Source organism: Streptomyces sp. NBC_00247 (assembly GCF_036188265.1).
In the GTDB taxonomy this organism is placed as follows: Bacteria; Actinomycetota; Actinomycetes; order Streptomycetales; family Streptomycetaceae; genus Streptomyces.
Genome location: NZ_CP108093.1, coordinates 2144139 through 2168588, shown reverse-complemented (window position 1 = coordinate 2168588; position 24450 = coordinate 2144139). Strand labels below are relative to the sequence as shown.

28 protein-coding genes and 2 pseudogenes are annotated in these 24450 nt (G+C 72.1%); 16 read left to right on the top strand and 14 right to left on the bottom strand.

Features of this window, described 5'->3' with window-relative positions:
- Positions 1-8: 8 nt before the first annotated feature.
- Positions 9-467, top strand: a complete 459-nt coding sequence (locus OHT52_RS08935; protein ID WP_328723664.1) for a hypothetical protein — start codon at positions 9-11, stop codon at positions 465-467.
- A gap of 26 nt (positions 468-493) precedes the next feature.
- Positions 494-592, top strand: a pseudogene (locus OHT52_RS31455) (IS982 family transposase); the annotation flags it as partial.
- Positions 593-639: 47 nt separating this feature from the next.
- Here the strand turns inward: OHT52_RS31455 and OHT52_RS31450 are convergent.
- On the bottom strand, positions 640-897 hold the full coding sequence (locus tag OHT52_RS31450) for an Imm32 family immunity protein (RefSeq protein ID WP_443046778.1): 258 nt from the start codon (positions 895-897) through the stop codon (positions 640-642).
- Between the two features lie 261 nt (positions 898-1158).
- Here OHT52_RS31450 and OHT52_RS08930 point away from each other — a divergent pair.
- Positions 1159-1365: pseudogene (locus OHT52_RS08930) on the top strand (DUF397 domain-containing protein); the annotation flags it as partial.
- Positions 1366-1594: 229 nt separating this feature from the next.
- On the opposite strand, the gene OHT52_RS08925 reads toward OHT52_RS08930, so the two are convergent.
- The 3 genes from OHT52_RS08925 to OHT52_RS08915 form a co-directional block, all read right to left on the bottom strand.
- A complete protein-coding gene (locus OHT52_RS08925) occupies positions 1595-2611 on the bottom strand; it encodes an NADPH:quinone oxidoreductase family protein (protein ID WP_328719590.1) in 1017 nt (338 codons plus the stop codon).
- Between the two features lie 35 nt (positions 2612-2646).
- Positions 2647-3024 (bottom strand): MerR family transcriptional regulator, encoded by a 378-nt coding sequence (locus tag OHT52_RS08920; protein WP_328719589.1) that lies wholly within the window; start codon positions 3022-3024, stop codon positions 2647-2649.
- A gap of 345 nt (positions 3025-3369) precedes the next feature.
- Entirely contained in the window at positions 3370-4596 is a 1227-nt protein-coding gene (locus OHT52_RS08915) for an MFS transporter (RefSeq protein ID WP_328719588.1), read from the bottom strand.
- A gap of 55 nt (positions 4597-4651) precedes the next feature.
- On the opposite strand from OHT52_RS08915, the gene OHT52_RS08910 reads away from it, so the two are divergent.
- On the top strand, positions 4652-5014 hold the full coding sequence (locus OHT52_RS08910) for a winged helix-turn-helix transcriptional regulator (protein WP_328719587.1): 363 nt from the start codon (positions 4652-4654) through the stop codon (positions 5012-5014).
- Positions 5015-5052: 38 nt separating this feature from the next.
- On the opposite strand, the gene OHT52_RS08905 is transcribed toward OHT52_RS08910, so the two are convergent.
- Together OHT52_RS08905 and OHT52_RS08900 are read right to left on the bottom strand one after the other, a co-directional pair.
- Positions 5053-5550: an SAM-dependent methyltransferase gene (locus OHT52_RS08905; RefSeq protein WP_328719586.1), complete on the bottom strand. Its 498-nt coding sequence runs from the start codon at positions 5548-5550 to the stop codon at positions 5053-5055.
- A gap of 40 nt (positions 5551-5590) precedes the next feature.
- Entirely contained in the window at positions 5591-6991 is a 1401-nt protein-coding gene (locus OHT52_RS08900; protein ID WP_328719585.1) for a Tat pathway signal protein, read from the bottom strand.
- 375 nt (positions 6992-7366) lie between these two features.
- Here OHT52_RS08900 and OHT52_RS08895 point away from each other — a divergent pair, with 375 nt between their 5' ends.
- Positions 7367-7738 carry a hypothetical protein gene (locus OHT52_RS08895; protein ID WP_328719584.1) on the top strand — a complete coding sequence of 124 codons (372 nt, stop codon included), beginning with the start codon at positions 7367-7369 and terminating at the stop codon, positions 7736-7738.
- Between the two features lie 35 nt (positions 7739-7773).
- On the opposite strand, the gene OHT52_RS08890 is transcribed toward OHT52_RS08895, so the two are convergent.
- From OHT52_RS08890 to OHT52_RS08880, 3 genes are all read right to left on the bottom strand, one after another.
- Positions 7774-7920, bottom strand: coding sequence for a hypothetical protein (locus tag OHT52_RS08890; protein WP_328719583.1), 147 nt, complete (start codon positions 7918-7920; stop codon positions 7774-7776).
- 57 nt (positions 7921-7977) lie between these two features.
- Positions 7978-8853: a transglutaminase-like domain-containing protein gene (locus OHT52_RS08885; protein WP_328719582.1), complete on the bottom strand. Its 876-nt coding sequence runs from the start codon at positions 8851-8853 to the stop codon at positions 7978-7980.
- 70 nt (positions 8854-8923) lie between these two features.
- A complete protein-coding gene (locus tag OHT52_RS08880; RefSeq protein ID WP_328723663.1) occupies positions 8924-9925 on the bottom strand; it encodes a GNAT family N-acetyltransferase in 1002 nt (333 codons plus the stop codon).
- A 117-nt stretch (positions 9926-10042) separates the two neighbouring features.
- Here OHT52_RS08880 and fdxA point away from each other — a divergent pair, with 117 nt between their 5' ends.
- Together fdxA and dapC are read left to right on the top strand one after the other, a co-directional pair.
- Entirely contained in the window at positions 10043-10363 is a 321-nt protein-coding gene (gene fdxA, locus OHT52_RS08875) for a ferredoxin (protein ID WP_065490770.1), read from the top strand.
- Positions 10364-10485: 122 nt separating this feature from the next.
- On the top strand, positions 10486-11583 hold the full coding sequence (gene dapC / locus OHT52_RS08870; protein ID WP_328719581.1) for a succinyldiaminopimelate transaminase: 1098 nt from the start codon (positions 10486-10488) through the stop codon (positions 11581-11583).
- 236 nt (positions 11584-11819) lie between these two features.
- On the opposite strand, the gene OHT52_RS08865 is transcribed toward dapC, so the two are convergent.
- Both OHT52_RS08865 and OHT52_RS08860 read right to left on the bottom strand, forming a co-directional pair.
- The gene (locus OHT52_RS08865; RefSeq protein WP_328719580.1) at positions 11820-12230 is read right to left on the bottom strand and encodes an ATP-binding protein; all 411 of its coding nucleotides are present in this window, start codon (positions 12228-12230) and stop codon (positions 11820-11822) included.
- Between the two features lie 329 nt (positions 12231-12559).
- On the bottom strand, positions 12560-13597 hold the full coding sequence (locus tag OHT52_RS08860) for a hypothetical protein (RefSeq protein WP_328719579.1): 1038 nt from the start codon (positions 13595-13597) through the stop codon (positions 12560-12562).
- A 290-nt stretch (positions 13598-13887) separates the two neighbouring features.
- Between OHT52_RS08860 and dapE the strand changes: the two genes are divergently transcribed.
- Positions 13888-14967, top strand: a complete 1080-nt coding sequence (dapE, locus tag OHT52_RS08855; protein ID WP_328719578.1) for a succinyl-diaminopimelate desuccinylase — start codon at positions 13888-13890, stop codon at positions 14965-14967.
- 85 nt (positions 14968-15052) lie between these two features.
- A complete protein-coding gene (locus tag OHT52_RS08850; protein ID WP_328719577.1) occupies positions 15053-15838 on the top strand; it encodes a TIGR00730 family Rossman fold protein in 786 nt (261 codons plus the stop codon).
- Between the two features lie 170 nt (positions 15839-16008).
- On the opposite strand, the gene folP is transcribed toward OHT52_RS08850, so the two are convergent.
- Entirely contained in the window at positions 16009-16881 is an 873-nt protein-coding gene (folP, locus tag OHT52_RS08845) for a dihydropteroate synthase (RefSeq protein ID WP_328719576.1), read from the bottom strand.
- Positions 16882-17070: 189 nt separating this feature from the next.
- On the opposite strand from folP, the gene OHT52_RS08840 reads away from it, so the two are divergent.
- The gene (locus OHT52_RS08840; protein WP_328719575.1) at positions 17071-17445 is read left to right on the top strand and encodes a DivIVA domain-containing protein; all 375 of its coding nucleotides are present in this window, start codon (positions 17071-17073) and stop codon (positions 17443-17445) included.
- Positions 17442-18029, top strand: a complete 588-nt coding sequence (locus tag OHT52_RS08835) for a DNA-3-methyladenine glycosylase I (RefSeq protein ID WP_328719574.1) — start codon at positions 17442-17444, stop codon at positions 18027-18029. The genes OHT52_RS08840 and OHT52_RS08835 overlap by 4 nt, the downstream gene beginning before the upstream one ends.
- A gap of 72 nt (positions 18030-18101) precedes the next feature.
- Here OHT52_RS08835 and OHT52_RS08830 read toward each other — a convergent pair whose 3' ends face one another.
- Positions 18102-18914 carry an enoyl-CoA hydratase/isomerase family protein gene (locus OHT52_RS08830; RefSeq protein ID WP_328719573.1) on the bottom strand — a complete coding sequence of 271 codons (813 nt, stop codon included), beginning with the start codon at positions 18912-18914 and terminating at the stop codon, positions 18102-18104.
- A 316-nt stretch (positions 18915-19230) separates the two neighbouring features.
- On the opposite strand from OHT52_RS08830, the gene OHT52_RS08825 reads away from it, so the two are divergent.
- Positions 19231-19398: a DUF3117 domain-containing protein gene (locus tag OHT52_RS08825; protein WP_003966491.1), complete on the top strand. Its 168-nt coding sequence runs from the start codon at positions 19231-19233 to the stop codon at positions 19396-19398.
- Positions 19399-19576: 178 nt separating this feature from the next.
- On the opposite strand, the gene OHT52_RS08820 is transcribed toward OHT52_RS08825, so the two are convergent.
- Positions 19577-20242: an O-methyltransferase gene (locus OHT52_RS08820; protein ID WP_328719572.1), complete on the bottom strand. Its 666-nt coding sequence runs from the start codon at positions 20240-20242 to the stop codon at positions 19577-19579.
- 180 nt (positions 20243-20422) lie between these two features.
- On the opposite strand from OHT52_RS08820, the gene sigE reads away from it, so the two are divergent.
- The 4 genes from sigE to OHT52_RS08800 all read left to right on the top strand — a co-directional run bounded on the left by sigE (position 20423) and on the right by OHT52_RS08800 (position 24400).
- A complete protein-coding gene (gene sigE, locus OHT52_RS08815) occupies positions 20423-21184 on the top strand; it encodes an RNA polymerase sigma factor SigE (RefSeq protein WP_328719571.1) in 762 nt (253 codons plus the stop codon).
- Positions 21181-22212: a zf-HC2 domain-containing protein gene (locus tag OHT52_RS08810; protein WP_328719570.1), complete on the top strand. Its 1032-nt coding sequence runs from the start codon at positions 21181-21183 to the stop codon at positions 22210-22212. The genes sigE and OHT52_RS08810 overlap by 4 nt, the downstream gene beginning before the upstream one ends.
- Before the next feature lie 179 nt (positions 22213-22391).
- On the top strand, positions 22392-24062 hold the full coding sequence (locus OHT52_RS08805) for a S1C family serine protease (protein WP_328719569.1): 1671 nt from the start codon (positions 22392-22394) through the stop codon (positions 24060-24062).
- Positions 24063-24130: 68 nt separating this feature from the next.
- On the top strand, positions 24131-24400 hold the full coding sequence (locus OHT52_RS08800) for a hypothetical protein (RefSeq protein WP_328719568.1): 270 nt from the start codon (positions 24131-24133) through the stop codon (positions 24398-24400).
- Positions 24401-24450: the final 50 nt, after the last annotated feature.

Genomic DNA, 24450 nt, shown 5'->3' with positions numbered 1-24450 from the left:
GTGGCTTGATGGTGGTTTTGGCTGCTCTGACTGCGTGCGCCGGCCCCTATCAGTACTACGAGGGAACAGGGATCCACGACACCACGGCGGCCGAAGTCGCTGGGGGCTGGGACAACGTCGAGGGAACCCGCGTGGTGCTTCGCAAGGACGGAACGGCTCTTCTCGAAAAGCTCGACGGGCAGGACTTCGACTTCGAGGACGGCTGGCGCCTCTCCGGTACGGGGACCTGGCAACTGACTGACGACAACGGCGGACAGGTCGTCCGAGTCACGCTGACAGCCCGGACCCGAGCGGAGAGCCGTTCCGCCGCGACGGCCACTGACACCTCGCCTCCCGAACCCCCATCGACCTACGCGTGGTCCTTCTACGTGGACCGCGATCAGAACCACGAGCTGAAACTGTTCTTCTTCTACGGCGATCCCGACATCGGGAACACCTACGTGATGACGCGCGAGACAGCGGCATAGCCATTCGTTGACTCCTGCGGCGGCGCAGGTGGGCGCGGTTCATCCTGGCGATGGCCGCAGGCATCTGGCACAACAATGCCATCGGCGCACCGGTCACCCGCTCACTGATCGCCTATGACCCTTGATCGCAGTCATGCTCAAAGAGTGGGCGGACCTTCACCCGGAATGCCGACTACCAAAGGCATGGAACCCTCAACGAGGTAGGGATGCCCGGGAAATGGTCGATGTGGCGGTGGCCGCCGCCGTCCACATCAGCCATGGCGGTGGCCATGGCATCGAGATTGCCCGCGAAGAGAGCCATGGCGACGGGATCGCCGCTGATCACAAGGATCTGACGCTGGGAGTCGAGAGGGATCAACACCCCAGGCCCGGGAGCCTCCCTGACTTCGGCCCCCGTCAATGCCTCGCTGCCCAGCGCAGTCGCAGACATAGAGATGATGAATCCCGCGCCCTCGGCCACCGCTCCCGCCAAGCGGGCCAGTTCTCTCGCCGAACCAGTGAGTTCCACCTCGCCGAAGAGGGCGAGTGGGCGGGCGGATGGTCGTCGAAGAGGCCGCAGGCGTCGCCGGGTTCGCCGACGGACTCGTCGGAGTGCGTGCACCAGAACAGCATCACCCGAGCTACAGGCCGAAGCGCTGTCTCAATCAGCATCGGTGGCCATGATTGAAAAGGCACGAAAGGGCACCCTGCGACGACTGAATCCCCCCGATGGTTCAAGTGCTCCTACAGCAGTAACGGTGGCAACTGTGTCGAGGTCGCCGCCAACCTCGCCGCTGCGTACGGTGTCGTACCCGTCCGTGACTCCAAGGCTCCGAGCGGCCCGGTCCTGGGCTTCTCCGCCGGTTCGTTCACGTCGTTCGTGGCGGGCGTGAAGGCGGGAGGGTTCGGCGCGGTCTGACTCCTCGGCGCCGGGGCAACCCCCCTCGGGGGACAGCGGAGCATTCCGATGAAGCTCAGACGTTCCTAAGGGCTGTCCCGCAATTCCTGGCGGGTGCGCGACGACAGCTACGGCACCTCGCCGCGTTGTCGGAACGTCCACATACATCCAGTATGCGGACGCCCCTCCGCCTTGCGATGCACCGCATCTGACGCCGCGCACTGATCCACCACGAATTGCGGGACAGCCCTTAGCGCCACGGATCGAGGGCCAGCTTGCCCTGGGTCTGGCCCGCCCCGACTTGCTGGAGCACTGCCGGTCCTTCGGCCAGGGGGTGCACCTGTGGAGTGCCGGGCGGGTAGACGCCGTGGGCGATGAGGGCCTCGATCTCGACCAGCAACGACTGGTAGAGGGAGGGGGCCGCGACCGCCAGTGCACCGATGTGCAGACCCTTGACCTGGACCTGGTGGGTGAAAACCAGGTCGTGGGTGGTGAGGGTGGCATCGCCGGAGGCGGCGCCGAACACGACGATGCGTCCGGTGAAGACTTTGGCAACGGACAGGCTGGTCCTGAACGTGGCCTGTCCCACCGATTCCAGGACCAGATCGACGCCGCCGGTCAGGCGGGTGATCTCCTCGGCCAGATCGGGACGCCGGCTGTCCAGCACCTCGTCGGCGCCGAGCGCTGTGACGGAGCGGTGCTTCTCGGGTGAGGCCGTGGCGATGACGCGTGCGCCGTAGTGGCGGGCGAGGCGGACGGCGGCCTGCCCAACGCCTCCGGCCGCAGCATGTACGAGGACTACCTCACCCTTCTTGATCTCGCCCAGCGGCTTCAGTGCCGCCAAGGCGGTGGCCCAGTTCAGCACCAGCCCGAGGGCTTCGGCGTCGCTCCAGCCGGACGGCACGGGAAGCACCCCCGCAGCCGGCATCGTCATGTACTGCGCGAAGGCGCCCGGTCCGGCTCCGACGACGTGAGTGCCGAGCTGCAACGGGGTCTCGACGTCCGGTCCGACGCCCACGATCTCGCCGGCGGCCTCGAAGCCCGCCACATAGGGTGCCTGCGGGCCTCCTCCGTAGGTGCCGTGGGTCTGCATGACATCGGCGAAGTTGACCCCGGCGGCGCCGACGCGGATCAGGTACTCGCCGGGCCCGGGGGCGGGACGGCGGTGATCAGTCGTGAGAGTCAGGTCCTCCGGTCCCCGGTGCGTGCGCTGGACCAGTGCGCGTACGGTCTGCTCGACGGTGTTCTGCTGCTTGTTGATCCCCATGCGCCGAACGTAGGAGCCTGACACTTGCGTCAAGGTCAAGCGGCTGTCAGAGATTTAGTACGGCGGGCCTCGCGCAGGTATGCGTCGAGCGCCGCCTGCTGATCGCTGAGAACGGCGATGCGGGCGGCGAGCCGATCGCGATGGCTCTGTACCTCGTGGAGGAATTCCGCGCACACCATGTCGGTGCCGGCATCGGATCCGTCGGTGAGGCTGGGCAGGACGTCCCTGATCAGCCGCACCGGCAGCCCGGACTCCAGCAGCGAGCGGATGACGAGCACCCTGTCGATGGTGGACTGGCAGTAGTCACGGAACCCGTTGCTGAAACGGCCAGGGACGATCAAGCCCTCGTCCTCGTAGTGCCGTAACGATCGCGCACTCGCGCCGCTGGCTCTGGAAGCCTCGCTGATCTTCATACATGCAGTAACGTCCCGGAGAACCGCAATCTTCCGGCACTCGCTGCGATGACTCGAAGACCTGCTCAGGCGCCAACTCCAGGATTTCCCGCGACGCTTGGTCGGGCGGGTTCTCGTCTCGTCGGCGTACGGGTGCGCGGCCTGCTGTCGTATGGCGGAGGCCGCGAGCGTGGCCGGCATCGCGTTCTCCGCCTGCGCGGCCGGCCGGCTCGTCGACGGACCGGCGGGCGCGGGGGCGGGCTTCGCCGTCCCTTTCTCGCCCTGGCCGTGACGGCGGTCCTGGTCCGGGCCGGCCGTCGTGCCCTCGCCACGGGCCGAGCCGGGGCCGGGGCCGGGGCCGGGTCCTCAGGCTGACCCGATGCGGCTCGCTGCCGCCGGGACCGTCCTGCCCATCACGGCGGCGAGCGCCGCTCCGAGGGCGCTGACGCCCACCAGGGTCGGCCAGATCGCCGCCGCCCCGCCGGACAGCAACCCGGAGAGGGCGACCGGGGCGACCGTGCCCGCGACGGTCACGGCGAGTTGGTTGAGGGCCAGGTAACGGCCGCGGAGAGCGTCCGGGGCGCTCTCCGCGGCGACCGTCGAGGTGACGGGGCCGCCGAGGAGCTCCCCGAGGCTGTAGCTGCCCGCGCCGAGCAGCACGACGGCGACCGCGAGGCCGACCGAGGCCACCCGGTCGGCGGCGAGGAACAGGAGGTACCCGGCGGCGAAGCAGGCGTGCCCCGCCACGAGGACGCGACTGCGGACCCGTCCGCCGACCCGGCCGAGCACGGCGGCCTGGCCGAAGCCGACCATCAGGGTGTTGAGCGTGAAGACCGCCCCGGCCGTCCAGCCGGGCAGTCCCAGTACGTCCACGGCGTAGACGGGTATCGCGATGTTGAGGGCGAACAGCGAGATGGCGAAGCAGAGTTGCTGACCGACGACGGGAAGGTAACGCCGGTCCCGGAGCACGCGCCGCCAGCCCCCGGCGGTGCCCTGGCCCGTTTCCGGGCGGGTGTTCGGCACGGTCCGCATCAAGACGAACGCGGCCAGGAACGACAGGGCGTTGACGACCACGACCGTCGCGTACGCGCCGTGCGTGCCGACACCGACGGCGACGGCGGAAAGAAGCCCGCCGAGTGCGTACCCGAGGTTGCGTACGGACCCGAGCAGGCCGAACCAGCGCTCGCGTCGACCGGGCGCGGCCAGTGCCGTGACGGCCACGCCGTAGCACCCGGAGAACACCGCCCGCCCGGCGCTGTTCACCCATGCGCAGACGATGATCTGCCAGGTGTGCCCCACGACGAGGTACCCGGCGAAACCGAGCGCCTGGGCCAGGTTCGCCGCCCGCAGCAGCGGCGTGGTGCCGTACCGGTCGATCAGCCCCGCGACCAACGGGCCTGCCGGGAGCGCCAGCAGTCCGGCCGCCGTCATGGCCGCGCCCACCTGCACCAGCGTCAGCGAGGTCGCGGCCAGGAAGTACAGCATCGTCACGGGGATGAACACGCCGGTGCCGATCGCGTCGATGGCGATCGCCGTGACGAAACGGCCGTGTCGAGCCATGGAGGGGCGGACCGTGGAATCGGTGGGAGTCACGGCCCAGACGGTATAGATTCTATATCGGTATCCTCAACGCTACCGGGAGTCGCTCATGGGCAAGGCCTACAACGTCATGGCCGCGACCTGCCCCAGTCGCACGGTCCTGCACCGGATCGGGGCGCGCTGGACGGTGTTCGTCGTCAACGCGCTCGACACCAGGACGATGCGGTTCACCGAACTCAAGGCGCACATCAGGGGGATCACGCCCAAGGCGCTCACGGAGACGCTTCGCGCGATGGAGAGCGACGGCCTGATCTCCCGTACCGAGATCCCCGCACATCCCCCGCACGTCGAGTACTCCCTCACCGACCTCGGCCGGTCCCTGCTCATCCCCCTGCGGGCCGTCCGGGAATGGGCCGAGCGCCACGTCCCCGACATCGAACGCGCCCGAGCGCAGGCCGATTCGCACCAGTGAGGTGGCCGTCCCGGCCGCTGCCGACCCGCCTGCGACCCTCAGGCCCCGTCCCCGGAATCCCCGGAATCCCCGGCCCAGTACTCCGCGAGCATCTCGCCCGGCCAGGCCGGCTCGTGGACCGGGCCCCGGGGGCCCATGGCGGTGAAGTAGGGGGCCAGGTCGTAGACCGGCGTGCCGTCCACCGCGTCCAGGTCGGACACCCGCAGATCGAGGCCGTCCACCCCGAGCAACCGGGGGAAGCTGGTGGCGAGTTGGTTCGGGCGGCGGTGGTTGCGGTGGGCGAAGGTGCCGGTGGGCGGCCAGGCGGGGTTGTTCCGGGGGCTCCGCGCGTGCAGCGCCACGTCGCCGGGGTCGGCCCGGTCGAAGTGCCAGACGACCACGAGGTGGGAGAACTCCTCCAACCCGCGCACGACCTCCGGCGGGAAGTCCGGCCGCAGCCGGATCACCGCCTCGACGCCGCCCCAGTGGTCGTCGGCGACCTCCTTGCGTCCTCCGACCACGGCCCCGATCGGCTCGATGCCCAGTGCGTCCGCCATGCCCGTACCCCCACCCGACCCGAACGAAAGCCCTCGGTCGTCAATGTAGCTTCGACAGATGTCTGTTGGCGCGTTCGGACACCGCCGTCACCGACGGAATCCCGCGATGACGCAGCGGCGACAGCAGCCGCCTCACCTGGGCGACCGCCTGCTCCGCCCGGCCCGACTGGATGCCCTCTTCCTCCATCGCGTCCAGCAGCCCGCTCCACGTGAGGCAGGCCTCCTCGACCTGTCCGTCCGCCATCTGGGCCGCCCCGAGGTGCCCCAGGGTCACCGCGTGGGTACGGCGGAAGGCCGGGCCCCGGGTCCGTACCGAGCGGCCGAACTCGCGGATCGCGCCCCTGCGGTCACCGAGCACCTCCAGGGTGCGCGCGGTCTCGTGGGCGAGGGACGCCTCACCGAAGAAGAAGGTCCGGTGCGGCTCGACCACCCCGTCCTCGGCGGCGGCGAGATCGTTCTCCGAGCGCAGCAACGCCTTCACCGCGCTCCGGGTCCGGCCCGCCGCCGCCAGCGCGCGGGCGTGCACCACTCCGAGCAGGGCGCGCTCGCGCGGGGTCGCCTCCGTGTAGCGGCGGTCCGCTACGGATGCTTCGGCGAGGGCGAGCGCGTTGTCGAAGTGGCCCATGTCCAGGGCCTGGTGGGCCATCGCGCGCAGGATGTGCCCGCCGAGCGGGTGATCCCCCGCCTGGTCCGCCAGTTGGAGGGCGAGCACGAAGTAGCGCTGGGCTAGCGGGTTCTCGCCGCTGTCGAAGGCCATCCACCCGGACAGGTAGGAGAGTTCGGCGGCGGCGGACTCCATGTCCCGGCGCACCCGCTCGTGCGTGTACCGCCCGTGCAGCAGATCGCGTACGTCCGTGCGGAGGTACTGCACCAGCGCGGTACGGCCGTGTCCGCCACCGCGCCGCTGGTCCACCGCCGAGAAGGCGAGGGTGAGTTCACGGACGGTCGCGACGTCGCCCTGGACCACCCGCAGGTGGTTGGACAGCCGCTCGGCCGCCTGCGGGACGGGCCCGGGTGCCGCCCCCGGCCGCTCCCCGGTGGGGACCGCCAGGATCGCCGTGGAGTACACGATCCCGGCCAGCAGGTTCCGGCGGTCCGGGTGAAGGTCCGCCCGCCCCAGATCCGCCAGTACGGCCAGGGCGTCGGCGGGCGGCCCGATCGGCGCCGGGCCGCCCGGGTCGCCGAACCCCAGCTCGGAGACGGTGACGACACGCTTCAGCCGCCGGGACAGCGCCAGCGCGAGGACGGCCGGCGCCGAGCCGGAGGGCCTGGTGCCGCCCACCCACATGCTCACGTGCGAGCGCCCGATCAGCGGACCGCACGGATCGCCGGAGCGACGGCTCTCCGTCGCCGCCCGGTTGAAGGCGCTCGCCGCCTGGGCGCGCGACCAGCCGGCTTCGCCCAGGAGGCAGGCCAGCTGCTCGTTCCGTGTACGTGTCATCGCGTCCCCTGGGTGCCCGAAGCCGGAAGTCCGGTACGCGGCGCCGCCGCGCACGCCGAGTGCCGCCGGGAGATGGCGTGGGCTCCCGGCGGCGCTCGGACGGGCTCAAATTAGCCACGGGTCGGGGCCCTCGGGGGGCAGATTTCCGCACGTCACCCGTGTCGGGGTGGTCCGGGACCGGTCCTGGGCAACGCCTGTCGATCTTTGACCACTTTGATCAGCCCGATGGGCCGTCAGTCCCTCCGCGCGAGGGCGGGATGCGGTTCGATTCTCATACCGCAGCTTGCCGAGCAGACCGTCCCGGAGCGGGCCCAGGCCCGTCCCGTCCACCGGCGGCCGGCGGGCGGGGAGACGTGCCGGACGCCAGGAGGACCGATGAACAGCAGCACCGCACCGGACGTCCGACCGAGGGACCCGGGCATCGATGTGGACGTGATCGCCGACGCCATCGAGCACGCGCGGGCCGACCGGGCGGGGGTGCCGCCGCGCAGTGTCGTCAACGCGGGTACGGACGAACTCGTCACCCATCTGCGGAAGCTGATGAGCGCGGACGAGTACGGCCACGACGAGCCGGACCGGGGAGCGGTCCGGCTGCTCTTCCGTGCCGCCTACCGCCACCTCGACGTCGCCGTGCGACCCGACGCGGCCACCCCGGACCTCGCCGCGTACGCGTACTGGCGCACCGTCGCCTCCCTCGCCGCCGCCTTCCGCGACCTCTACTGCGAACTGGGGCGGGACGGGAAGTGAACCGGCCCGCCCCCGGGCGGTGCCTGGAGCGGCGGTCAGCGCACCTTCTGGAGGTGGACGAGACGGAAGGTGGTGAACATCCGGTTCGCCGGCGTCAGCGGGAAGCACGACGGGCAGGCCCAGGCGAAGTCCGGGTGCTGCTGGGAGTTGATCCAGTAGGTGCGCAGGTCCGGCCGTGTCACGGGGGCGCAGGTCCGGCCGTGCCCGGGGTGTCGGCGCTCCGGGCGTGCCCCGGGGTGTCAGTTCAGCCGTGCCCGGGCCGCCCGCGCGTCCCGTCGTATCGTCTCGGACGCCGCCGGCTCGATGCCGCTGATGATGTCCGCGTACTCCTCCATCTCCGACGCCCCGCGCAGGAAGTCGCCGCGCTGTACGAGGAGTTGGGCTCGCTCGTACCGCAGCCTGGCCGGATGCGACGGCAGGAGGAGTGACAGTTCGACCGCCCAGAGCGCCACGTCGGTGCGCTCGGGGCGGGCCGACGCCCAGGCCCGGATGTTGTTCAGGACGCGCAGCACGATCGCCTGCGGCCGGGCCGGCGTCGGCAGTGACTCGCGCAGGGGCACACCGGTCGACCCCGCCACCATCAGCTCCGCGTCCTCGCCCGTCAGCACCACGCCCCCGGCGAACGGATCGGCGAGCACGTGCTCCGCCGGATCGCCGAAGCCGACCACGAAATGCCCCGGCAGCGCGACCCCGTGGACCGGACCGCCCGCCCGGCGAGCCACCTCCATCCACACCACGGAGAGCAGGATCGGCAGCCCCCGACGGCGGTTCAGCACCTGTTGGAGCAGCGACGACTCCAGCCGCTGGTAGTCGGGGGAAGCTCCGCAGAAGCCGTACCGGCCGCCGAGCAGTTCACCCAACGCCGTCGCCCACTCCCACGGGGTGGACAGCCCGTGCGGGAGCAGCCCGGCCAACCGGTCAAGCTCGATCTGCGCCGCGTCGATGCCGTACGGATCGGGATGGCCGGGCGAGGGCTCGGGCATCGCCTCGGCACCCACCAACAGGCAGAGCAGCGCGAGATCCGGCCGCTCCGAGCGTGCCTCCTCGGCGAACCGCGCCCGGCGCCCGGCCGTGGAGAAGTCCTCGGATTCCGCTCCGTCGTCCACGGAGTCCATCTCTGACACCTGTTCCGCCGCTCCGAACGCCCGTGCCGTCAGGGTGTGTTCCGAAAGTCCGAAACACGCCCTAAGCGGAACGGAAGTGGTGGTACCGGTGGTGGGTCACGAAGCCCATCCGGTCGTACAGGGCGAGCGCCCCGGCGTTGTCCTCCTCCACCTGGAGCCAGGCCGCCGAAGCGCCCTCCTCCAGGGCGGTACGGGCCAGCGCGGTCATCATCGTGGTGGCGATACCCCGGCGCCGGTGTTCCGGGCTCACCTCTATCGCCCCGAATCCGGCCCACCGGCCGTCCACCACGCACCGGCCGATCGCGGCGGGCGCGCCCTCCGGGTCGTCGCCCGGCACCGTCGCGAACCAGACCGAGGGGCCCTGGGACAGCACCCGGAGCATGGGAGCCGGGTCCGCTCCGGCGCGGTGGTAGCGCTTCAGCCACGGGGCGTCGAGGGTCCGGTGGAGCAGGACCCGGGAGACGTCCGAGTCCTGGTCGCCGAGGGGAGCCAGCGCGGCGATCCGTACCTCTGCGGAGACCTCGCGCCGCCAGCCGTTCTCCTCCAGCTCGGCGCAGAGCGCCTCCTGGGAGTCGGCGGCCCCGGTTCCGGCCTGGACGTAGGCGGGCAGACCGCGCTCCGCGTACCACCGCTCGGCGTACGCCAGCGCGTCCGCGACCGGCATCCCGGGATCGCCCAGCGGCAGGATCGAGTTGGCGCGGCGGGTGAAGCCTTCCGCGGCGCGCAGCCGCCAGTCGCCCAGCGCCTCGCTCTCCACCGGCTGCCAGGCGCGCGCCGTCGCCCGGGCGAGCTCCGTGAAGGTGGCCGCGGGGCCGGAGCGGCGCGCCGGGGCGGGAGGAACGACCTTGCCGGCGACGAGCGTGGATTCCGCGATGTGGACGCTCCGCCCGCTCTTCGGTGTGATCCGGAGCACGCCCGTGTCCCAGGATGTGAGAACACCGACCGTGTCCGTGAAAGCGGCGCCCGGGGCGCCGTCCTCACAACGGCACCGGACGGACACGCGTTTTCCCACATCAGCCTGGGTAATACGGACCTCGAGCCGTCCGCCGACGGTGAATTCCACGGCTCCCACCGCCCCTCCTGTTCGGATCCCGCTGAACTACGGAGATACTAGGTGAGGGCATCATCGACGCCGCGCTCCCGCGCGAGAGCCAACGCCCTACCGAGGAGGAACGACAGCGTGACCTACGTCATCGCGCAGCCTTGTGTCGACGTAAAGGACAAGGCCTGCATCGAAGAGTGCCCCGTCGACTGCATCTACGAGGGCCAGCGGTCCTTGTACATCCACCCCGACGAGTGTGTCGACTGCGGCGCCTGTGAGCCGGTCTGTCCGGTCGAGGCCATCTTCTACGAGGACGACACCCCCGAGGAGTGGAAGGACTACTACAAGGCGAACGTCGAGTTCTTCGACGACCTCGGCTCGCCCGGTGGCGCTTCCAAGCTGGGGCTCATCGAGCGCGACCACGCCTTCGTGGCCGCACTGCCGCCCCAGAACCAGTAAGCGACGGCCGCGGCCGCGCCACACCCAGCACAGACGCGGCAGCAGATGTGCCGCCCGGTCCCGTACGGCTCGTCACCGTGCGGGACCGTGGTGTTTCCGCCCGTACGAGAAAGCAGAGTTCCGTGTCCGCACCACTCTCCTCCCGCCTCCCGGAATTTCCCTGGGACAGCCTCGCGCCCCACAAGGCGACCGCCGCCGCCCACCCGGACGGCATCGTGGACCTCTCCATCGGCACCCCCGTCGACCCGGTGCCCGAGGCGATCCAGCAGGCGCTCGCCGCAGCGGCCGACAGTCCCGGCTACCCGACGGTCTGGGGTACCGAGGAACTGCGCGACGCCCTCAGCGGCTGGGTGGAGCGGCGCCTCGGCGCGAAGGACGTCACCCACCGCCACGTCCTGCCGGTCGTCGGCTCCAAGGAGCTGGTGGCCTGGCTGCCGACCCAGCTGGGCCTCGGCCCCGGCGACAAGGTCGCCTTCCCGGCACTCGCCTACCCGACGTACGAGATCGGCGCCCGGCTCTGCGGCGCGGACGCCGTCGCCTACGACGACCCGACCACGCTCGACCCGGCCGGGCTCAAGCTGCTCTGGCTGAACTCCCCGTCCAACCCGACGGGCCGCGTCCTGTCCGGCGAGGAGCTCACCCGGATCGTCGCCTGGGCCCGCGCCCACGACATCCTGGTCGTCAGCGACGAGTGCTACCTGGAACTCGGCTGGGAGACCGAACCGGTCTCGGTGCTCCACCCGGACGTCAGCGGCGGCTCGTTCGACGGTCTCGTCGCCGTCCACTCGCTCTCCAAGCGGTCCAACCTGGCCGGTTACCGGGCCGCGTTCATCGCCGGCGACCCGGCCGTACTCGGCGAACTGCTCCAGATCCGCAAGCACGGCGGCATGATGACCCCCGCCCCGGTGCAGGCGGCCACCGTGGCGGCTCTCGCCGACGACACCCACGTCGCCGAGCAGCGCGCCCGGTACGCCGACCGGCGCGCGGCCCTGCGCACGGCCCTGGAGGGCCACGGCTTCCGCGTGGAGCACAGCGAGGCGAGCCTCTACCTCTGGGTGACCCGCGACGAACCCTGCTGGGACACCGTGGCGTACCTCGCCGGACTCGGCATCCTCGTGGCGCCCGGCGAGTTCTACGGCCCGGCGGGGAACCGCTTCGTCCGGGTCGCGTTCACCGCGACCGACGAGCGGGTCGCGGCTGCCGTGAAGCGGCTGTCCTGACCGACGGCGGTGCTGCCTGACCGACCGGGCCTGTCCGACGGGTCCTGTCCGACGGGTCCTGTCCGACCGGGTCTGACCGAAGATGCTCGGACGGCGGCGCCCGGACCACGGCGCGCGGACGGCGGCGCCTGAACCACGCCGAGGGGCCCGGGACCAGGTCCCGGGCCCCTCGGCGTCACTGATGCCCTGCGGGAACGCGGCCTCCTCGGCCGCCCCCGCGGGCTCGGCGTCTTCCGTCAGCCGCCGAGCGGCAGGGCGCCGGCGAGACGCTCGACGGGCAGCGAACCGCCGGTCGCCTTGTTGGCGGTGCCACCGAGCACCTCGGCCGCCTGACCGGTGGTCTTGCCGGCCTTGTCCTTGGCCTCGGGAGCGACCAGCTCGCCCGCCTGGTTCACCGTCTTCGCGGCGACCGGGACGGCCGTGCCGACCAGCTTGCCGCCCGTCTCGTTCAGCGTCTTCGCGCCCTGCTGGGCGGTGCCGTCGAGGGTGCTGCTGAGGTTCGCGCTGTCCAGGTTGGTCAGACCGCCCAGGTCGGGCGTCTGCGGGAGCCCCGCCGCGCTCGCGGCACCGGCCGCGCCGATCACGGGGGCGGCTGCGGCGATCAGCAGGACGGCGCGGGCGATACGGCGGGTCAGGGGGAGGGACATGATGCTCCTTCGGCGGGAAGTTCGTCAGGTCCTGCCGGTGCTTGCCCGTGCTCGGCGTGCCCGGCAGTGCTCGTCCGGCGTTCCGGACGGACTGATCAACTGCGCCGGGGGCGGGAGAGGTTGCGGTGGGTCGAGGTAAAGAGTCGGCAATGCGTCGGATAATCCGCACCCCGGACGCTCGGTCCGGGCGGGTCGTTCCGCGTCGCCCGGAGTACCGTCACTTCGCTTGTGCCGCAAGGGAAAAAGGGCACCGGGCCACGCCTCGCGGCCGGTGCGGGGATGCACCGGCGGCCGCTGCCCTGGATGGCCCCTGCGGGTGATGCGCCGCGCTACTGTGCGAGGCGCATCCGGACCTCGTCGGTGTCCGATTCCGCCGATTCTGCGGTGTCTGTGGAATTCGCGTCTCCGGCCCGGTCCGTGCGCCAGCCCGCGCCCGCCGTCCACACCTTGCCCGCGTATGCGATCTCGTCGATACCGAGGTCGGCGGAGCGGGCGACCGCCCAGTGGGCCAGCGACCAGCCCCGCTGCGCGGCCGTCGCCGCGGTGGTGTCGCCGGCCGCCCCGGCCCCGTTCTTCGCGTCCGCCGTGTCCGCCGTGTCCGCCGTGTCCTTCGTGCCCGCCGCGCGCACCGGTACCGCGACCGTGTGCGCCGCCGCCGGTCCCGCGGCCCCGTCCGCCGGCAGGACCCCCTTGCCGAAGTCCCGCACCAGCTCGGTGCGGAGGCGGTCCGGGTCGCCCGGCGCGGTGGCGGTCGCGGTGACCGGCGCCGCACAGTTCACCGAGGCGGGGATGCGCCCGGTCAGCGCGGAAGCCAGCAGTACCGCGTCCGGCTCGTGCTGCGCGTACGCCTGCGGGAACCCACTGCGCTGCACCTTCTGCGCGGCCTCCGTCAGGGGCAGGTCCTCGTAGTCGCTGATCTTCGCGAGGTGCTCGTAGAACTTCCCGGAGGAGTACACCGGGTCCTGGATCTGCGCCGCGGTGCCCCAGCCCTGCGAGGGGCGCTGCTGGAAGAGGCCGAGGGAATCCAGGTCGCCGTAGTCGATGTTGCGCAGCTTCGACTCCTGGATCGCCGTCGCCAGCGCGATGGCCACGGCCCGCTCCGGCATCCCGCGCGCGGCTCCCACGGCGGCGATCGTCGCCGCGTTGGCGGCCTGGTCGACGCCCAGCTCGTACACACGTCCCTCGCCGTCCGCCTTGCCGTCGCCGGAGCGCACCTCGCAGCCGGTCAGTAGATCCTTGCTGCCGGAGAGGTACTGGACAGCGAGATACCCGGCCAGAGCGGCGAGTACGACGAACGCCGCGAGCACCTGGTAGAGGCGGCGGCGGCCGGTGGGGCGGCTGGGGGAGGAGGGTGTCGTCCGAGGCACGGGCCCACCGTACTGGAGGGTACGGGCAGGGCCGAGATCCCTGCGGTCGCGGATGTCCGCCCGGGCACGCCGACCGGACCGCACCCCCGTCGGACCGGACTTCCCGGGGCTTGCCCCGCCCGCCCCCGGCCGGCCGGGGGCGGTCCGGCCCCGGTCCGCCCGCCCCCGATCCGCCCCGGTCGTCCCCTCCGCCCCCGATCGTCCCCTCCGCCCCCGATCGTCCCCTCCGTCCCCGGTCCGTTTCCGTCCCCCGGCGGATGCGGGCGCGCCGGAGTAATAGGGTCGGAACCATGGCCGATCGCACGCTTGACCTTGCCCTGGACGGACCCGCACTCACCGCCCGACTCGTCGACTTCCCGTCGGTGAGCGGGGAGGAGAAGGAACTGGCGGACGCCATCGAGGCGGCCCTGCGCGAACTGCCGCACCTGACGGTCGACCGGCACGGCAACAACGTGGTCGCCCGCACGCACCTGGGCCGCCCCGAACGCGTGGTCCTGGCCGGTCACATCGACACGGTGCCGATCGCCGAGAACGTGCCCTCCCGGCTCGACGAGAACGGTGTCCTCTGGGGCTGCGGCACCTCCGACATGAAGTCCGGGGTCGCCGTCCAGCTGCGGATCGCCGCGACCGTCCCCGAGCCCAACCGCGACCTCACCTTCGTCTTCTACGACAACGAAGAGGTCGCCGCCCACCTGAACGGCCTCGGCCATGTCGCCGACGCCCACCCCGACTGGCTGGAAGGCGACTTCGCGGTCCTCCTGGAACCCTCCGACTCCCAGGTCGAGGGCGGCTGCCAGGGCACCCTGCGCGTCATCCTGCGCACGGAGGGCGAACGCGCCCACTCCGCGCGCAGCTGGATGGGGTCCAACGCCATCCACGCCGCCACCCCGATCCTCACGGCGCTCGCCGCGTACGAGCCGCGCCGTCCGGTCATCGACGGCCTCGAATACCGCGAAGGCCTCAACGCGGTGAAGATCGAGGGCGGCGTCGCCACCAACGTGATCCCGGACGCCTGCACCGTCACCGTCAACTACCGCTACGCCCCCGACCGCACTGCCGAGGAGGCCCTCGTGCACGTCCGTGAGGTCTTCGCGGACTGCGCGATCGCCGAGTTCACGGTGGACGACCACTCGACCGCCGCCATGCCGGGCCTCTCCCACCCTGCGGCGAAGGCGTTCATGGTGGCCGTCGGCGGCACCGCCCAGCCCAAGTTCGGCTGGACCGACGTCTCCCGCTTCGGCGACCTCGGCGTGCCCGCCGTCAACTACGGTCCCGGCGACGCGCTCTACGCCCACAAGCGCGACGAACACGTGGTGACGGCACGGATCACCCACTGCGAGGAGCGCCTGCGCTCCTGGCTCACCAGCTGACGCACGGCATTACCCCGCCCGTAACCTCGGCCGATCTAGGCTGACGGGGAACAGCCACAACGCAGGTCGGTGGAGGGAGCAGATCATGGGCAACCCGGAGGACGCGCGGATTCCCGAGCACGCCGAGATTCCCGAAGGCGCGGTCAGGCCCGAGGAACAGCGGCTCGGCCCGGTGCTGCGCCGCAGGGAACAGGTACAGCCCGGCACGACCGATCAGCGGCTGCTGGACTCCGAGGACGACTCGGAATGGGTGCACACCGACCCCTGGCGGGTCATGCGCATCCAGTCCGAGTTCGTCGAGGGTTTCGGGGCGCTCGCCGAGCTGCCCAGCGCGATCAGCGTGTTCGGCTCCGCGCGCACCGCGGCGGACACTCCGGAGTACGACGCCGGGGTACGGATCGGCCGGGCGCTCGTCGACGCGGGCTTCGCCGTCATCACCGGCGGCGGCCCCGGCGCGATGGAGGCCGCCAACAAGGGGGCCAGGGAAGCGAAGGGGATCTCGGTCGGGCTCGGCATCGAGCTGCCCTTCGAGTCCGGGCTGAACCCGCATGTCGACATCGGCGTCAACTTCCGTTACTTTTTTGTCCGAAAAACGATGTTTGTCAAGTATGCCCAGGGCTTCGTCGTCCTCCCCGGCGGCCTCGGCACCCTGGACGAGCTCTTCGAGGCGCTGACCCTCGTGCAGACCGGCAAGGTCACCCGCTTCCCGATCGTCCTCTTCGGCTCCGCGTACTGGAGCGGTCTCGTGGACTGGCTCCGGAACACGGTGGTCGCGCAGGGCAAGGCCTCCGAGCGGGACCTGCTGCTGTTCCACGTCACCGACGACGTGGACGAGGCGGTGGCCCTGGTGACGAAGGAGGTCAACCGGTAGTCCGGCCGCCTCGGCCCGTCCCGCCCGCCGTCCTGCCCGCCGTCCTGCCCGCCGTCCTGCCCGCCGTCCTCGCCGTCCGGGGAGCCCCTGGGAGCGCGCGGAGTCGGGGAGCCGGCCTGGTCCGGGCCGCTGCCCGGGGAGCACCGTCGGCTCCCCGGGCGCCCGGCGTCTCAGGCCAGCCCGCGCCGCGCCACCGCGGGCGGCCGGTGACCGGCGATCGACGCGACCATGTCCAGTACCTGCCGGGTCTCCGCCACCTCGTGCACCCGGTACACCTGGGCCCCCAGCCACGCCGACACGGCCGTGGTCGCCAGGGTCCCGATCACCCGCTCCTTCACCGGGCGGTCCAGGGTCTCGCCGACGAAGTCCTTGTTGGAGAGCGAGACGAGCACCGGCCAGCCGGTCTCCGTCATCTCGTCGAGGCGCCGGGTGGCCTCCAGCGAGTGCCGGGTGTTCTTCCCGAAGTCGTGACCGGGGTCGATCATGATCCCGTCCCGGCGCACCCCGAGCTCCACCGCCCGCTCGGCCAGCCCCAGGGTGACCCGCAGGACGTCCGCCATCACGTCCTCGTACTCCGCCCGGTGCGGGCGGGTACGCGGCTCGGCGCCGCCCGCGTGGGTGCAGACCAGCCCCGCGCCGTACCGGGCGGCGACCTCCGCCAGCTTCGGGTCCACCCCGCCCCAGGCGTCGTTCAGCACGTCGGCACCGGCCTCGCACACCGCCTCGCCCACGTCGTGCCGCCAGGTGTCCACGCTGATCACCACGTCCGGGTGACGGCGGCGGACCTCCGCGACGAAGCCGACCGTGCGCCGGGCCTCCTCCTCGGCGGAGACCTCCTCGCCCGGCCCCGCCTTGACACCACCGATGTCGATGATCGCCGCGCCTTCCGCGACCGCCTGCTCGACCCGGGTGAGCGCCGGCTCGTCGAGGAACGTGGCGCCCTGGTCGTAGAAGGAGTCGGGGGTCCGGTTCACGATTGCCATGATCACCGGTTCGTGCGGACCGAATTCCCGCCGCCCCAGCCTGAGTGGACCGCTTCGCATCCCGTGTTCCTCCTCGTAGATCGACCCTCGGGTCTCCTCCGGATCATGCCGGACGACGCCGGGCCCGTGCGGACCGCGCCCTGTGCCGCACCTGTGGGAGTCGGCGTGATCCGAACAGAGAACCCTAACCGTCGGCCTCGCATGGCACGATCGGACCCGGACTGATTCCCGCCCTCTGGGGAGGCGCACGTGTTCTTGTTCCTGCTGCTCGCGATGGTCGTGGTCGTCGGGGCGGTCACCCTTGCCGTGGTGGGCGGGGGTGACCGCGGGGTGCTTCTGGACACCGCGCCCGAGTGCCTCACGGACCCGCTGCCGGCGACCCGGCCCCTGGTGACCTCCGACATCGAGAAGCTCCGGCTGCCGATGGCCGTACGCGGCTACCGCATGGCCGACGTGGACGAGGCGCTCGACCGGGTCGCGGCCGAACTCGCCGAGCGCGACGCCCGGATCGCCGACCTCGAGTCGGCGCTCTCCGGGGCCCTCTCCCAGGGCGCCCCCGGACCCGATCTCCGCAAGCGCTCCTTCGGCCGGGAGCCGGGCCACGACGAGGGCGGGGAACGATGACCGACGGAGCCCAGCCGGGTCCGGACGGCGCGTTGCGCTGCCCCTGGGGCCTCAGCACCGACGACTACCTGGCCTACCACGACACCGAGTGGGGGCGGCCGGTCCACGGCGACGACGCCCTCTTCGAACGCCTCTGCCTGGAGGCGTTCCAGTCCGGTCTCTCCTGGCTGACGATCCTGCGCCGCCGGGAGGGCTTCCGCACCGCCTTCGCCGGATTCCGGATCGCCGAGGTCGCCCGGTTCACCGACGCCGACAAGGAGCGGCTCCTCGCCGACGCCGGCATCATCCGCAACCGCGCCAAGATCGACGCCACCCTCGCCAACGCCCGGGTACTCGCCGAGTGGGCCGACGGCGAGCTGGACGAACTGATCTGGTCCTACGCTCCCGACCCGGACACCCGGCCCGCCCCCAAGACGCTCGGGGACGTGGCGGCGGTCACCCCGGAATCGACCGCGCTCGCCAAGGCGCTCAAGAAGCGGTCCGTGCGTTTCGTCGGTCCGACCACCGCGCACGCCCTGATGCAGGCGTGCGGCCTGGTGGACGATCACCTCGCGGACTGCGTGGCGCGGGGCGCCACCGGCTGACGACCCGCCTGCGGCGACCCCCTGAACCCGCCTGCGGCGCCCCGTGGAGTGGCGAGGGTCACTCCCCGTGGGTCACTTCCCGAGGTAGCGCGGCTTCTCCTTGGCGAGGAACGCCTTCACCGCGATGGTGTGGTCCTGCGAGGCGCCCGCCTTCGTCTGGAGTTCGTCCTCCTTCTCCAGCGTCTCGGCCAGGGTGTGCCCCGCGCCGTACGCCAGGGACGCCTTGAGCGCCGCGTAGGCCACGGTGGGCCCGTCCGCGAGCGCGCGCGCCACCGAAGCGGCCTCGGTGGCGAGATCGGCCGCCGGGACGACCCGGTTGACCAGGCCCAGCTCGTACGCCTGGGCCGCGGTGACCGAGCGCGGGAAGAGCAGCAGGTCCGCGGCGCGGCTCGGCCCGATCAGCCGGGGCAGGGTCCAGGACATCCCGGAATCCGCGGTGAGCGCGACTCCCGCGAACGAGGTGTTGAAGGAGGCGGTGTCGGCCACCACCCGGTAGTCGGCGGCGAGCGCGAAGCCGAAGCCGGCCCCGGCGGCGACCCCGTTCACCCCCGCCACGACCGGCTTCTCCATCTCCGTGATGGCGAGCACGATCGGGTTGTAGTGCTCGCTCACCGTGCTCAGCGCGTTGCCGCCGCCGGTCTCCTGCGCGGTGACGAGCGAGGCGACGTGCTCCTTCAGGTCCTGGCCGACGCAGAAGGCACGCCCGGTGGCCGTGAGCAGTACGGCGCGTACGGAGGAATCGCCGGCGGCGGCGCGCAGCGCGTCCCGCAGGGCGACCTTGGCCGCCGTGTTCATGGCGTTCATCGCGTCGGGGCGGTTGAGGGTGATCGTCGCCAGTCCGTCGCTCACCTCGTAGAGCACGGTGCTCGCCAGTTCGTCGGCCATGGTGGTGTCCCCTCGCTGTCCAGGTTTCGGTGCCTCGCCAGGCAAGCATGGCCGACGCCCCGCCGGGCCGACATGTGACCTGCGTCTAACGATTGGCTCTCGGCTCGGGCCGCGAGGGGGCGAAGTATCGCAGCCGGATCGCCGAATTGGGTGGTTTTGGTGGTGTGCGTTGTGCAAGCGATGCGGATCGATGTTGGTCATCGGGGTGTCGCATGCGGGATAATGACCTGGAAGCAATGTGTTCGATGCCGGTGAGGCAGCGCCTGTCATGGGGCCGCCGGTTGCGATTGAGCTGGTTTCAGGAAGGGGAACGAGCATGGCGGCCATGAAGCCGCGGACGGGCGACGGCCCGCTCGAGGTGACAAAGGAGGGGCGGGGCATCGTCATGCGAGTTCCGCTCGAAGGCGGCGGTCGGCTTGTTGTCGAGCTGACGCCGGACGAGGCAGACGCGCTCGGCGACGCGCTCAAGAAGGTTGTCGGCTGACCTTCTGCGCGCCCACACTTCACTTCTGCCCCGGCACGGGTTCCCGTGCCGGGGCAGAAGCGTGTCCGGAGCGGGGTGCGTGCGTACGGGGCAGACCGGGCGGCCCGGGCCGGACGGTCACGGGCCGGGCGCCGGGCGCTCCCGGTGCGGTCAGCCGCGCCGGACCGCCCCGGGTGGGTCAGCCGCGCCGGACCGCGCAGAGCAGCCCGTCGCCGACCGGCAGCAGCGTGGACATGAGCTCCTGGCTCTCCCGCACCGCCCGCAGCAGCTCCCTGATGCGCTGGACCTCGGCGGGCTGGGCCGCGGCGTCGACCGTACGGCCGTCGGCGAAGACCCCTTCGAAGCAGACGACCCCGCCCCGGCGGAGCAGACGCAACGATTCGGCCAGGTACTCCAGGCTCTCCAGCCGGTCGCCGTCGCAGAAGACCAGGTCGTACCCGCCGTCCGCGAGGCGCGGCAGGACGTCCAGCGCCCGTCCCGGGATGAAACGGGCCTTGTTGGTGGCGAAGCCCGCGGCGCGGAACGCCTCGCGGGCGAACTGCTGCCGTTCCGGCTCCGGATCGACCGTGGTCAGCACCCCGTCGGGGCGCATCCCGTTCAGCAGATAGATGCCGGACACGCCGGTGCCCGTGCCGATTTCCGCCACCGCTTTGGCGTCCGCCGCGGCGGCGAGCAGCCGCAGCGCGGCGCCCGTGCCGGGGGAGACCGAGCGGATCCCGAACGACCTGGACCGCTCGCGGGCCAGGTACAGAGCCTCGTCCTCGGGGACAAAGGCGTCGGCGAACGCCCAGCTCGTCTGCCGGTTGGCGGTAATGACCCTCTCCTGTCCCCGTAGTTGGCGCAACGGTGACTGTATCCGCTGCGCAGGGGAACCCGCAGATGGGACCGGACGTTGGGGAGGGAGAGGGGAAAGCGCCCGAAGGGGGCCCGCGGATCGGGCTCACCGGACCGGCACGAGCACGCCCCGGGCATGGCCCGGCCCCTTGCGAAAAAGGCTTATACGGAGCTAACGGGCGAGGTGGCTATGGTAGGGGCTCCACTGGACACCACCAGAGCCGACAGGGGAGGTGCGGCTGCGCCTGGGGATCGGGGAGGAGCGCTGCGGCGCTTTCTCAGGTCGGCGGGTGAGCCGAAATCCGTGACCAACAACGCTGACCGTTCTTCCAACGATTCCGCAACGACCGCGACCTTCGCCTCCGACACGGAATCCCCGGCGTGGACCCCGCCCTCTTGGGAAGAGATCGTCAGCACCCACAGCGGTCGCGTGTACCGACTCGCGTACCGGCTGACGGGCAACCAGCACGATGCGGAGGACCTCACCCAAGAGGTGTTCGTCCGCGTCTTCCGGTCGCTGTCGACGTACACCCCCGGCACCTTCGAGGGGTGGCTGCACCGCATCACCACCAACCTCTTCCTCGACATGGTCCGCCGCAAGCAGCGGATCCGCTTCGACTCCCTCGGGGACGACGCCGCCGAACGGCTGCCCAGCCGTGAGCCGTCGCCGCAGCAGGCGTTCAACGACACCCACTTCGACGCGGACGTGCAGCTGGCGCTGGACACCCTCGCCCCCGAATTCCGTGCCGCCGTGGTGCTCTGCGACATCGAGGGTCTGAGCTACGAGGAGATCGCGGCGACCCTCGGGGTCAAGCTGGGCACCGTGCGAAGCCGTATCCACCGAGGCCGTTCGCATCTGCGCAAGGCGCTCAAGCACCGGTCTCCCGAAGCCCGCGCCGAACAGCGCTCCCTGGCGGGCGCCGTCCTCGCGGGGGAGGGCGGAACGACGTGACACCCACAGGCCCCACCCCTGCCGAGCAGCACTTGGGGGACCGGCTCGCCGCCCTGGTCGACGGCGAGCTCAAACACGACGCCCGCGAACGCGTCCTGGCCCACCTCGCCACCTGCGCCCGCTGCAAGGCGGAAGCGGATGCCCAACGGCGGGTCAAGTCCGTGTTCGCGCAGACAGCTCCTCCCTCGCCCACCGAGGGTTTCCTCGCCAGGCTGCAGGGTCTCCCCGGCGGTACGGGCACCGAGGACGGGCTCCGGAGCGGGCCCTTCGGCCCCGACGGCCGCCCGGTGGACGACTTCCGCCTCCCCACGGGCCGCCCCCCCGGTGGCCGCCGGACGGAGCGGGCCCCCTCGCCGCTGGACGGCTTCGGATACCTCCCCACCGCGCACGGGCCGAGTGCCGTCCTGCCCGGCGGTTCGGGCGGCTCCGCCTTCCGCATGCACGAGGTGGCCCGCGAGGCCGACCGCTCCCCGTGGCGCAGCCGGCGGTTCGCGTTCGCCGCCGCCAGCGCCGTCTCGCTGGCGGCCATCGCGCTGGGCGGTGCCGTCCCCGGCGGTGACACCTTCGACGTCTCCTCGCGTGCCGAGGGCGCCGGGGCCGCCGCGACCCCGCTCGACGCCGACGCACGGGCGGCGAGCGGAATCTCCGCGGCCAGCCGCGGAAGTTCCCAGGGCGGCGCACTCTCGGTGGAGGACCGTTCCGGCACCACGCCCACCTTCGCGGCGTCCTCCGCCCCCGCGGGGCTCGCCACCACCGGCACCGGGCCCCTGACGGGTACGCAGTCCCTGTCCGGCACCGGCACCGCGACCCTCTACGGGACCGGGCAGGAGTACACGCGGCCGACGAGGAAGGTCTCGCTGGCCTCGCTGATATGCCCCAGCACCGCGTCCCCGCTCCTCGCGCCGCTGTTCCCCGCCGCGGCCGCGCAACCGGGGGCCACCGCGTCCGCGACGCCCGCCGCCCCGTCCCCGTCCGCCACCGCCACGCCGCTCTCGGCCCTGCCGTCGCCGCACCAGGCGCTGCGCTGATCGCCCCGCGCCGGTCATCCCCGGCGCGGGAACGGCACCTCCACGTCCCGTCCCGGCGGCCCGCACGGGCCGCCTCCTCACCCGCTCCTCGCCGTCTCCGGTCAACCCGCCCAAAACCTGGTTGAATTCCGGTCTGAACGCTCCGGGGAGGGCGTCAGGAGGCCATGTGCGGGGAGAGTATGGACGACGGAAAGCCCACCGGACCGAAGCCGAAGTGGTGGAGCCGTCCCGCGACGGGACCCGCCGCCGAGACCGTGGGCCCACCCCCGCCCCTCCCGCAGGCCGTCCCCGAACAGCCCGTGCCCGGCACGCCGGAACCCGCGTCCGTCCCACCGGAGCCCGTGCCCGGCACGCCCGCACCCGGGGCGGCGGGCACGGACGGACCCGCTGAAGCCGTACCCGAGGTCCCCGGACCCCGTACCCCCGGCGCCGCGCGGCCCCTGCACGAGCCCGACGAGTACAGCACCCCGCCCTACGGGGACCCCGGCCCCTGGGCGCCCGCCCCGCCGGTCCAGCATCCGGCCGCGACTCCCGCGCACGGCACCCCCGTACCCCCGGCGTACGCGACGGCACCCGGCGCGCCGTACCCGGCCGGACCCCACGGGCAGCAAGCCGCACCGGGGCAGGTCCCCGCGCAGGGATCGCCCTGGACCCACTACGACCCGTGGGGCTCCGCCGGGCAGCCGCTGACGCGGACCGCCCCGCAGCACTCCGGAGTCGTCCCGGCAGCGGGCCGCAAGGGCGGCCGGCGCGGATCGCTCCTCGTCGGGGCCGTACTCCTCACGCTGGTCGCGGGAGCCATCGGCGGCGGGGTCGGCGCGTACGTCGAGCGGAACGGCGGCCTCACCACCGTGCACCTCCCGCAGGCCGCAGCCGCGCCCGCCGGACGCGCGCCGGACAGCGTCGCCGGGATCGCCGCGAGCGCCCTGCCGGGCGTGGTCACCCTGCACGTCAGCGGCAGCGCGGAATCCGGCACGGGCACCGGCTTCGTCCTCGACGACCAGGGCCACATCCTCACCAACAACCACGTCGTCGCCCCCGCCGGTTCGTCCGGGGACATCACCGTGACCTTCAGCGGGGGCGAGAACGCGCGGGCCGAGGTGGTCGGCACCGACAGCGGGTACGACCTCGCCGTGGTCAAGGTCAGCGGAGTGTCCGGCCTGCGGCCGCTGACGCTCGGCAACTCCGACAACGTCGCGGTCGGCGACCCGGTGGTGGCCATCGGCGCCCCGTACGACCTGTCGAACACCGTCACCTCCGGGATCATCAGCGCCAAACAGCGCCCCATCACCGCCGGTGGCGAGGAGGAGGGCGCCACCGACGTCGCTTACGTCGACGCACTCCAGACCGACGCGCCGATCAACCCCGGCAACTCCGGCGGCCCGCTCCTCGACGCCCGGGCACAGGTGATCGGCATCAACAGCGCCATCCGCGCGGCCGACTCCGGAGCCACCGGCGCCGGCGCCCAGGCGGGGTCGATCGGCCTCGGGTTCGCCATACCGATCAACCAGGGCAAGCGCGTGGCCGAGGAGCTCATCAACACCGGCAAGGCCACCCATCCGGTCATCGGCGTCACCCTCGACATGGAGTACACGGGCGACGGGGCGAAGGTGAACACCGAGGGAGCGGACGGTTCGGCCGCCGTCACCGAGGGCGGCCCGGGAGACCGGGCCGGCGTCCGGCCCGGGGACGTCATCACGGCGGTGGACGGCGTACGCGTCCACAACGGCGAGGAGCTCATCGTGAAGATCCGCGCCCACCGGCCGGGCGACCGGCTCGGCCTGCGCCTGACGCGCGGGGGTAAAGAGCTGTCCATGACTCTGACGCTGGGGTCCGCGACAGGCACCTGATCCGCGACGACGTGGTGGGATGTCCGATCATGAGACGGGAGCACTGCGTCACGAGGAACCACATACGGGTGTGGCACGAACCCGCGCTGCCCCCGGCCTCGCGGCAGGTCACCCTCCGGTCGGTGCTGCGGGGTTCCCTGCTGCCACTTCTGTTCTGGGCCGCTGTCGCCGGCGCCGTGTCCGTGCGGGCCCCGCTCGTGGCGGCGGGCTTCGGCGGGTGCTTCGCGGTGTCGTTCGTCGTGAGGTTCTGGCGCCGCCGCAGGAGGACCCACACCGTGCGGTGCAGTCTCTACGGGGCGCTGGGCGCGGCCTTCGCCCACTCCGGGGACGGGTTCTGAGGCGTCGCGGCGGACGGCGCCCGGTGCCGAAGGCGCCCGGGTGAGCGGCT

Coding starts and splice junctions, on each gene's coding strand:
- OHT52_RS08935 (WP_328723664.1), top strand. CDS start 9: ATGGTGGTTTTGGCTGCTCTGACTGCGTGCGCCGGCCCCTATCAGTAC.
- OHT52_RS31450 (WP_443046778.1), bottom strand. CDS start 897: ATGTCTGCGACTGCGCTGGGCAGCGAGGCATTGACGGGGGCCGAAGTC.
- OHT52_RS08925 (WP_328719590.1), bottom strand. CDS start 2,611: ATGGGGATCAACAAGCAGCAGAACACCGTCGAGCAGACCGTACGCGCA.
- OHT52_RS08920 (WP_328719589.1), bottom strand. CDS start 3,024: ATGAAGATCAGCGAGGCTTCCAGAGCCAGCGGCGCGAGTGCGCGATCG.
- OHT52_RS08910 (WP_328719587.1), top strand. CDS start 4,652: ATGGGCAAGGCCTACAACGTCATGGCCGCGACCTGCCCCAGTCGCACG.
- OHT52_RS08905 (WP_328719586.1), bottom strand. CDS start 5,550: ATGGCGGACGCACTGGGCATCGAGCCGATCGGGGCCGTGGTCGGAGGA.
- OHT52_RS08900 (WP_328719585.1), bottom strand. CDS start 6,991: ATGACACGTACACGGAACGAGCAGCTGGCCTGCCTCCTGGGCGAAGCC.
- OHT52_RS08895 (WP_328719584.1), top strand. CDS start 7,367: ATGAACAGCAGCACCGCACCGGACGTCCGACCGAGGGACCCGGGCATC.
- OHT52_RS08885 (WP_328719582.1), bottom strand. CDS start 8,853: ATGGACTCCGTGGACGACGGAGCGGAATCCGAGGACTTCTCCACGGCC.
- OHT52_RS08865 (WP_328719580.1), bottom strand. CDS start 12,230: ATGTCCCTCCCCCTGACCCGCCGTATCGCCCGCGCCGTCCTGCTGATC.
- dapE (WP_328719578.1), top strand. CDS start 13,888: ATGGCCGATCGCACGCTTGACCTTGCCCTGGACGGACCCGCACTCACC.
- OHT52_RS08850 (WP_328719577.1), top strand. CDS start 15,053: ATGGGCAACCCGGAGGACGCGCGGATTCCCGAGCACGCCGAGATTCCC.
- folP (WP_328719576.1), bottom strand. CDS start 16,881: ATGCGAAGCGGTCCACTCAGGCTGGGGCGGCGGGAATTCGGTCCGCAC.
- OHT52_RS08835 (WP_328719574.1), top strand. CDS start 17,442: ATGACCGACGGAGCCCAGCCGGGTCCGGACGGCGCGTTGCGCTGCCCC.
- OHT52_RS08830 (WP_328719573.1), bottom strand. CDS start 18,914: ATGGCCGACGAACTGGCGAGCACCGTGCTCTACGAGGTGAGCGACGGA.
- OHT52_RS08825 (WP_003966491.1), top strand. CDS start 19,231: ATGGCGGCCATGAAGCCGCGGACGGGCGACGGCCCGCTCGAGGTGACA.
- sigE (WP_328719571.1), top strand. CDS start 20,423: ATGGTAGGGGCTCCACTGGACACCACCAGAGCCGACAGGGGAGGTGCG.
- OHT52_RS08805 (WP_328719569.1), top strand. CDS start 22,392: ATGGACGACGGAAAGCCCACCGGACCGAAGCCGAAGTGGTGGAGCCGT.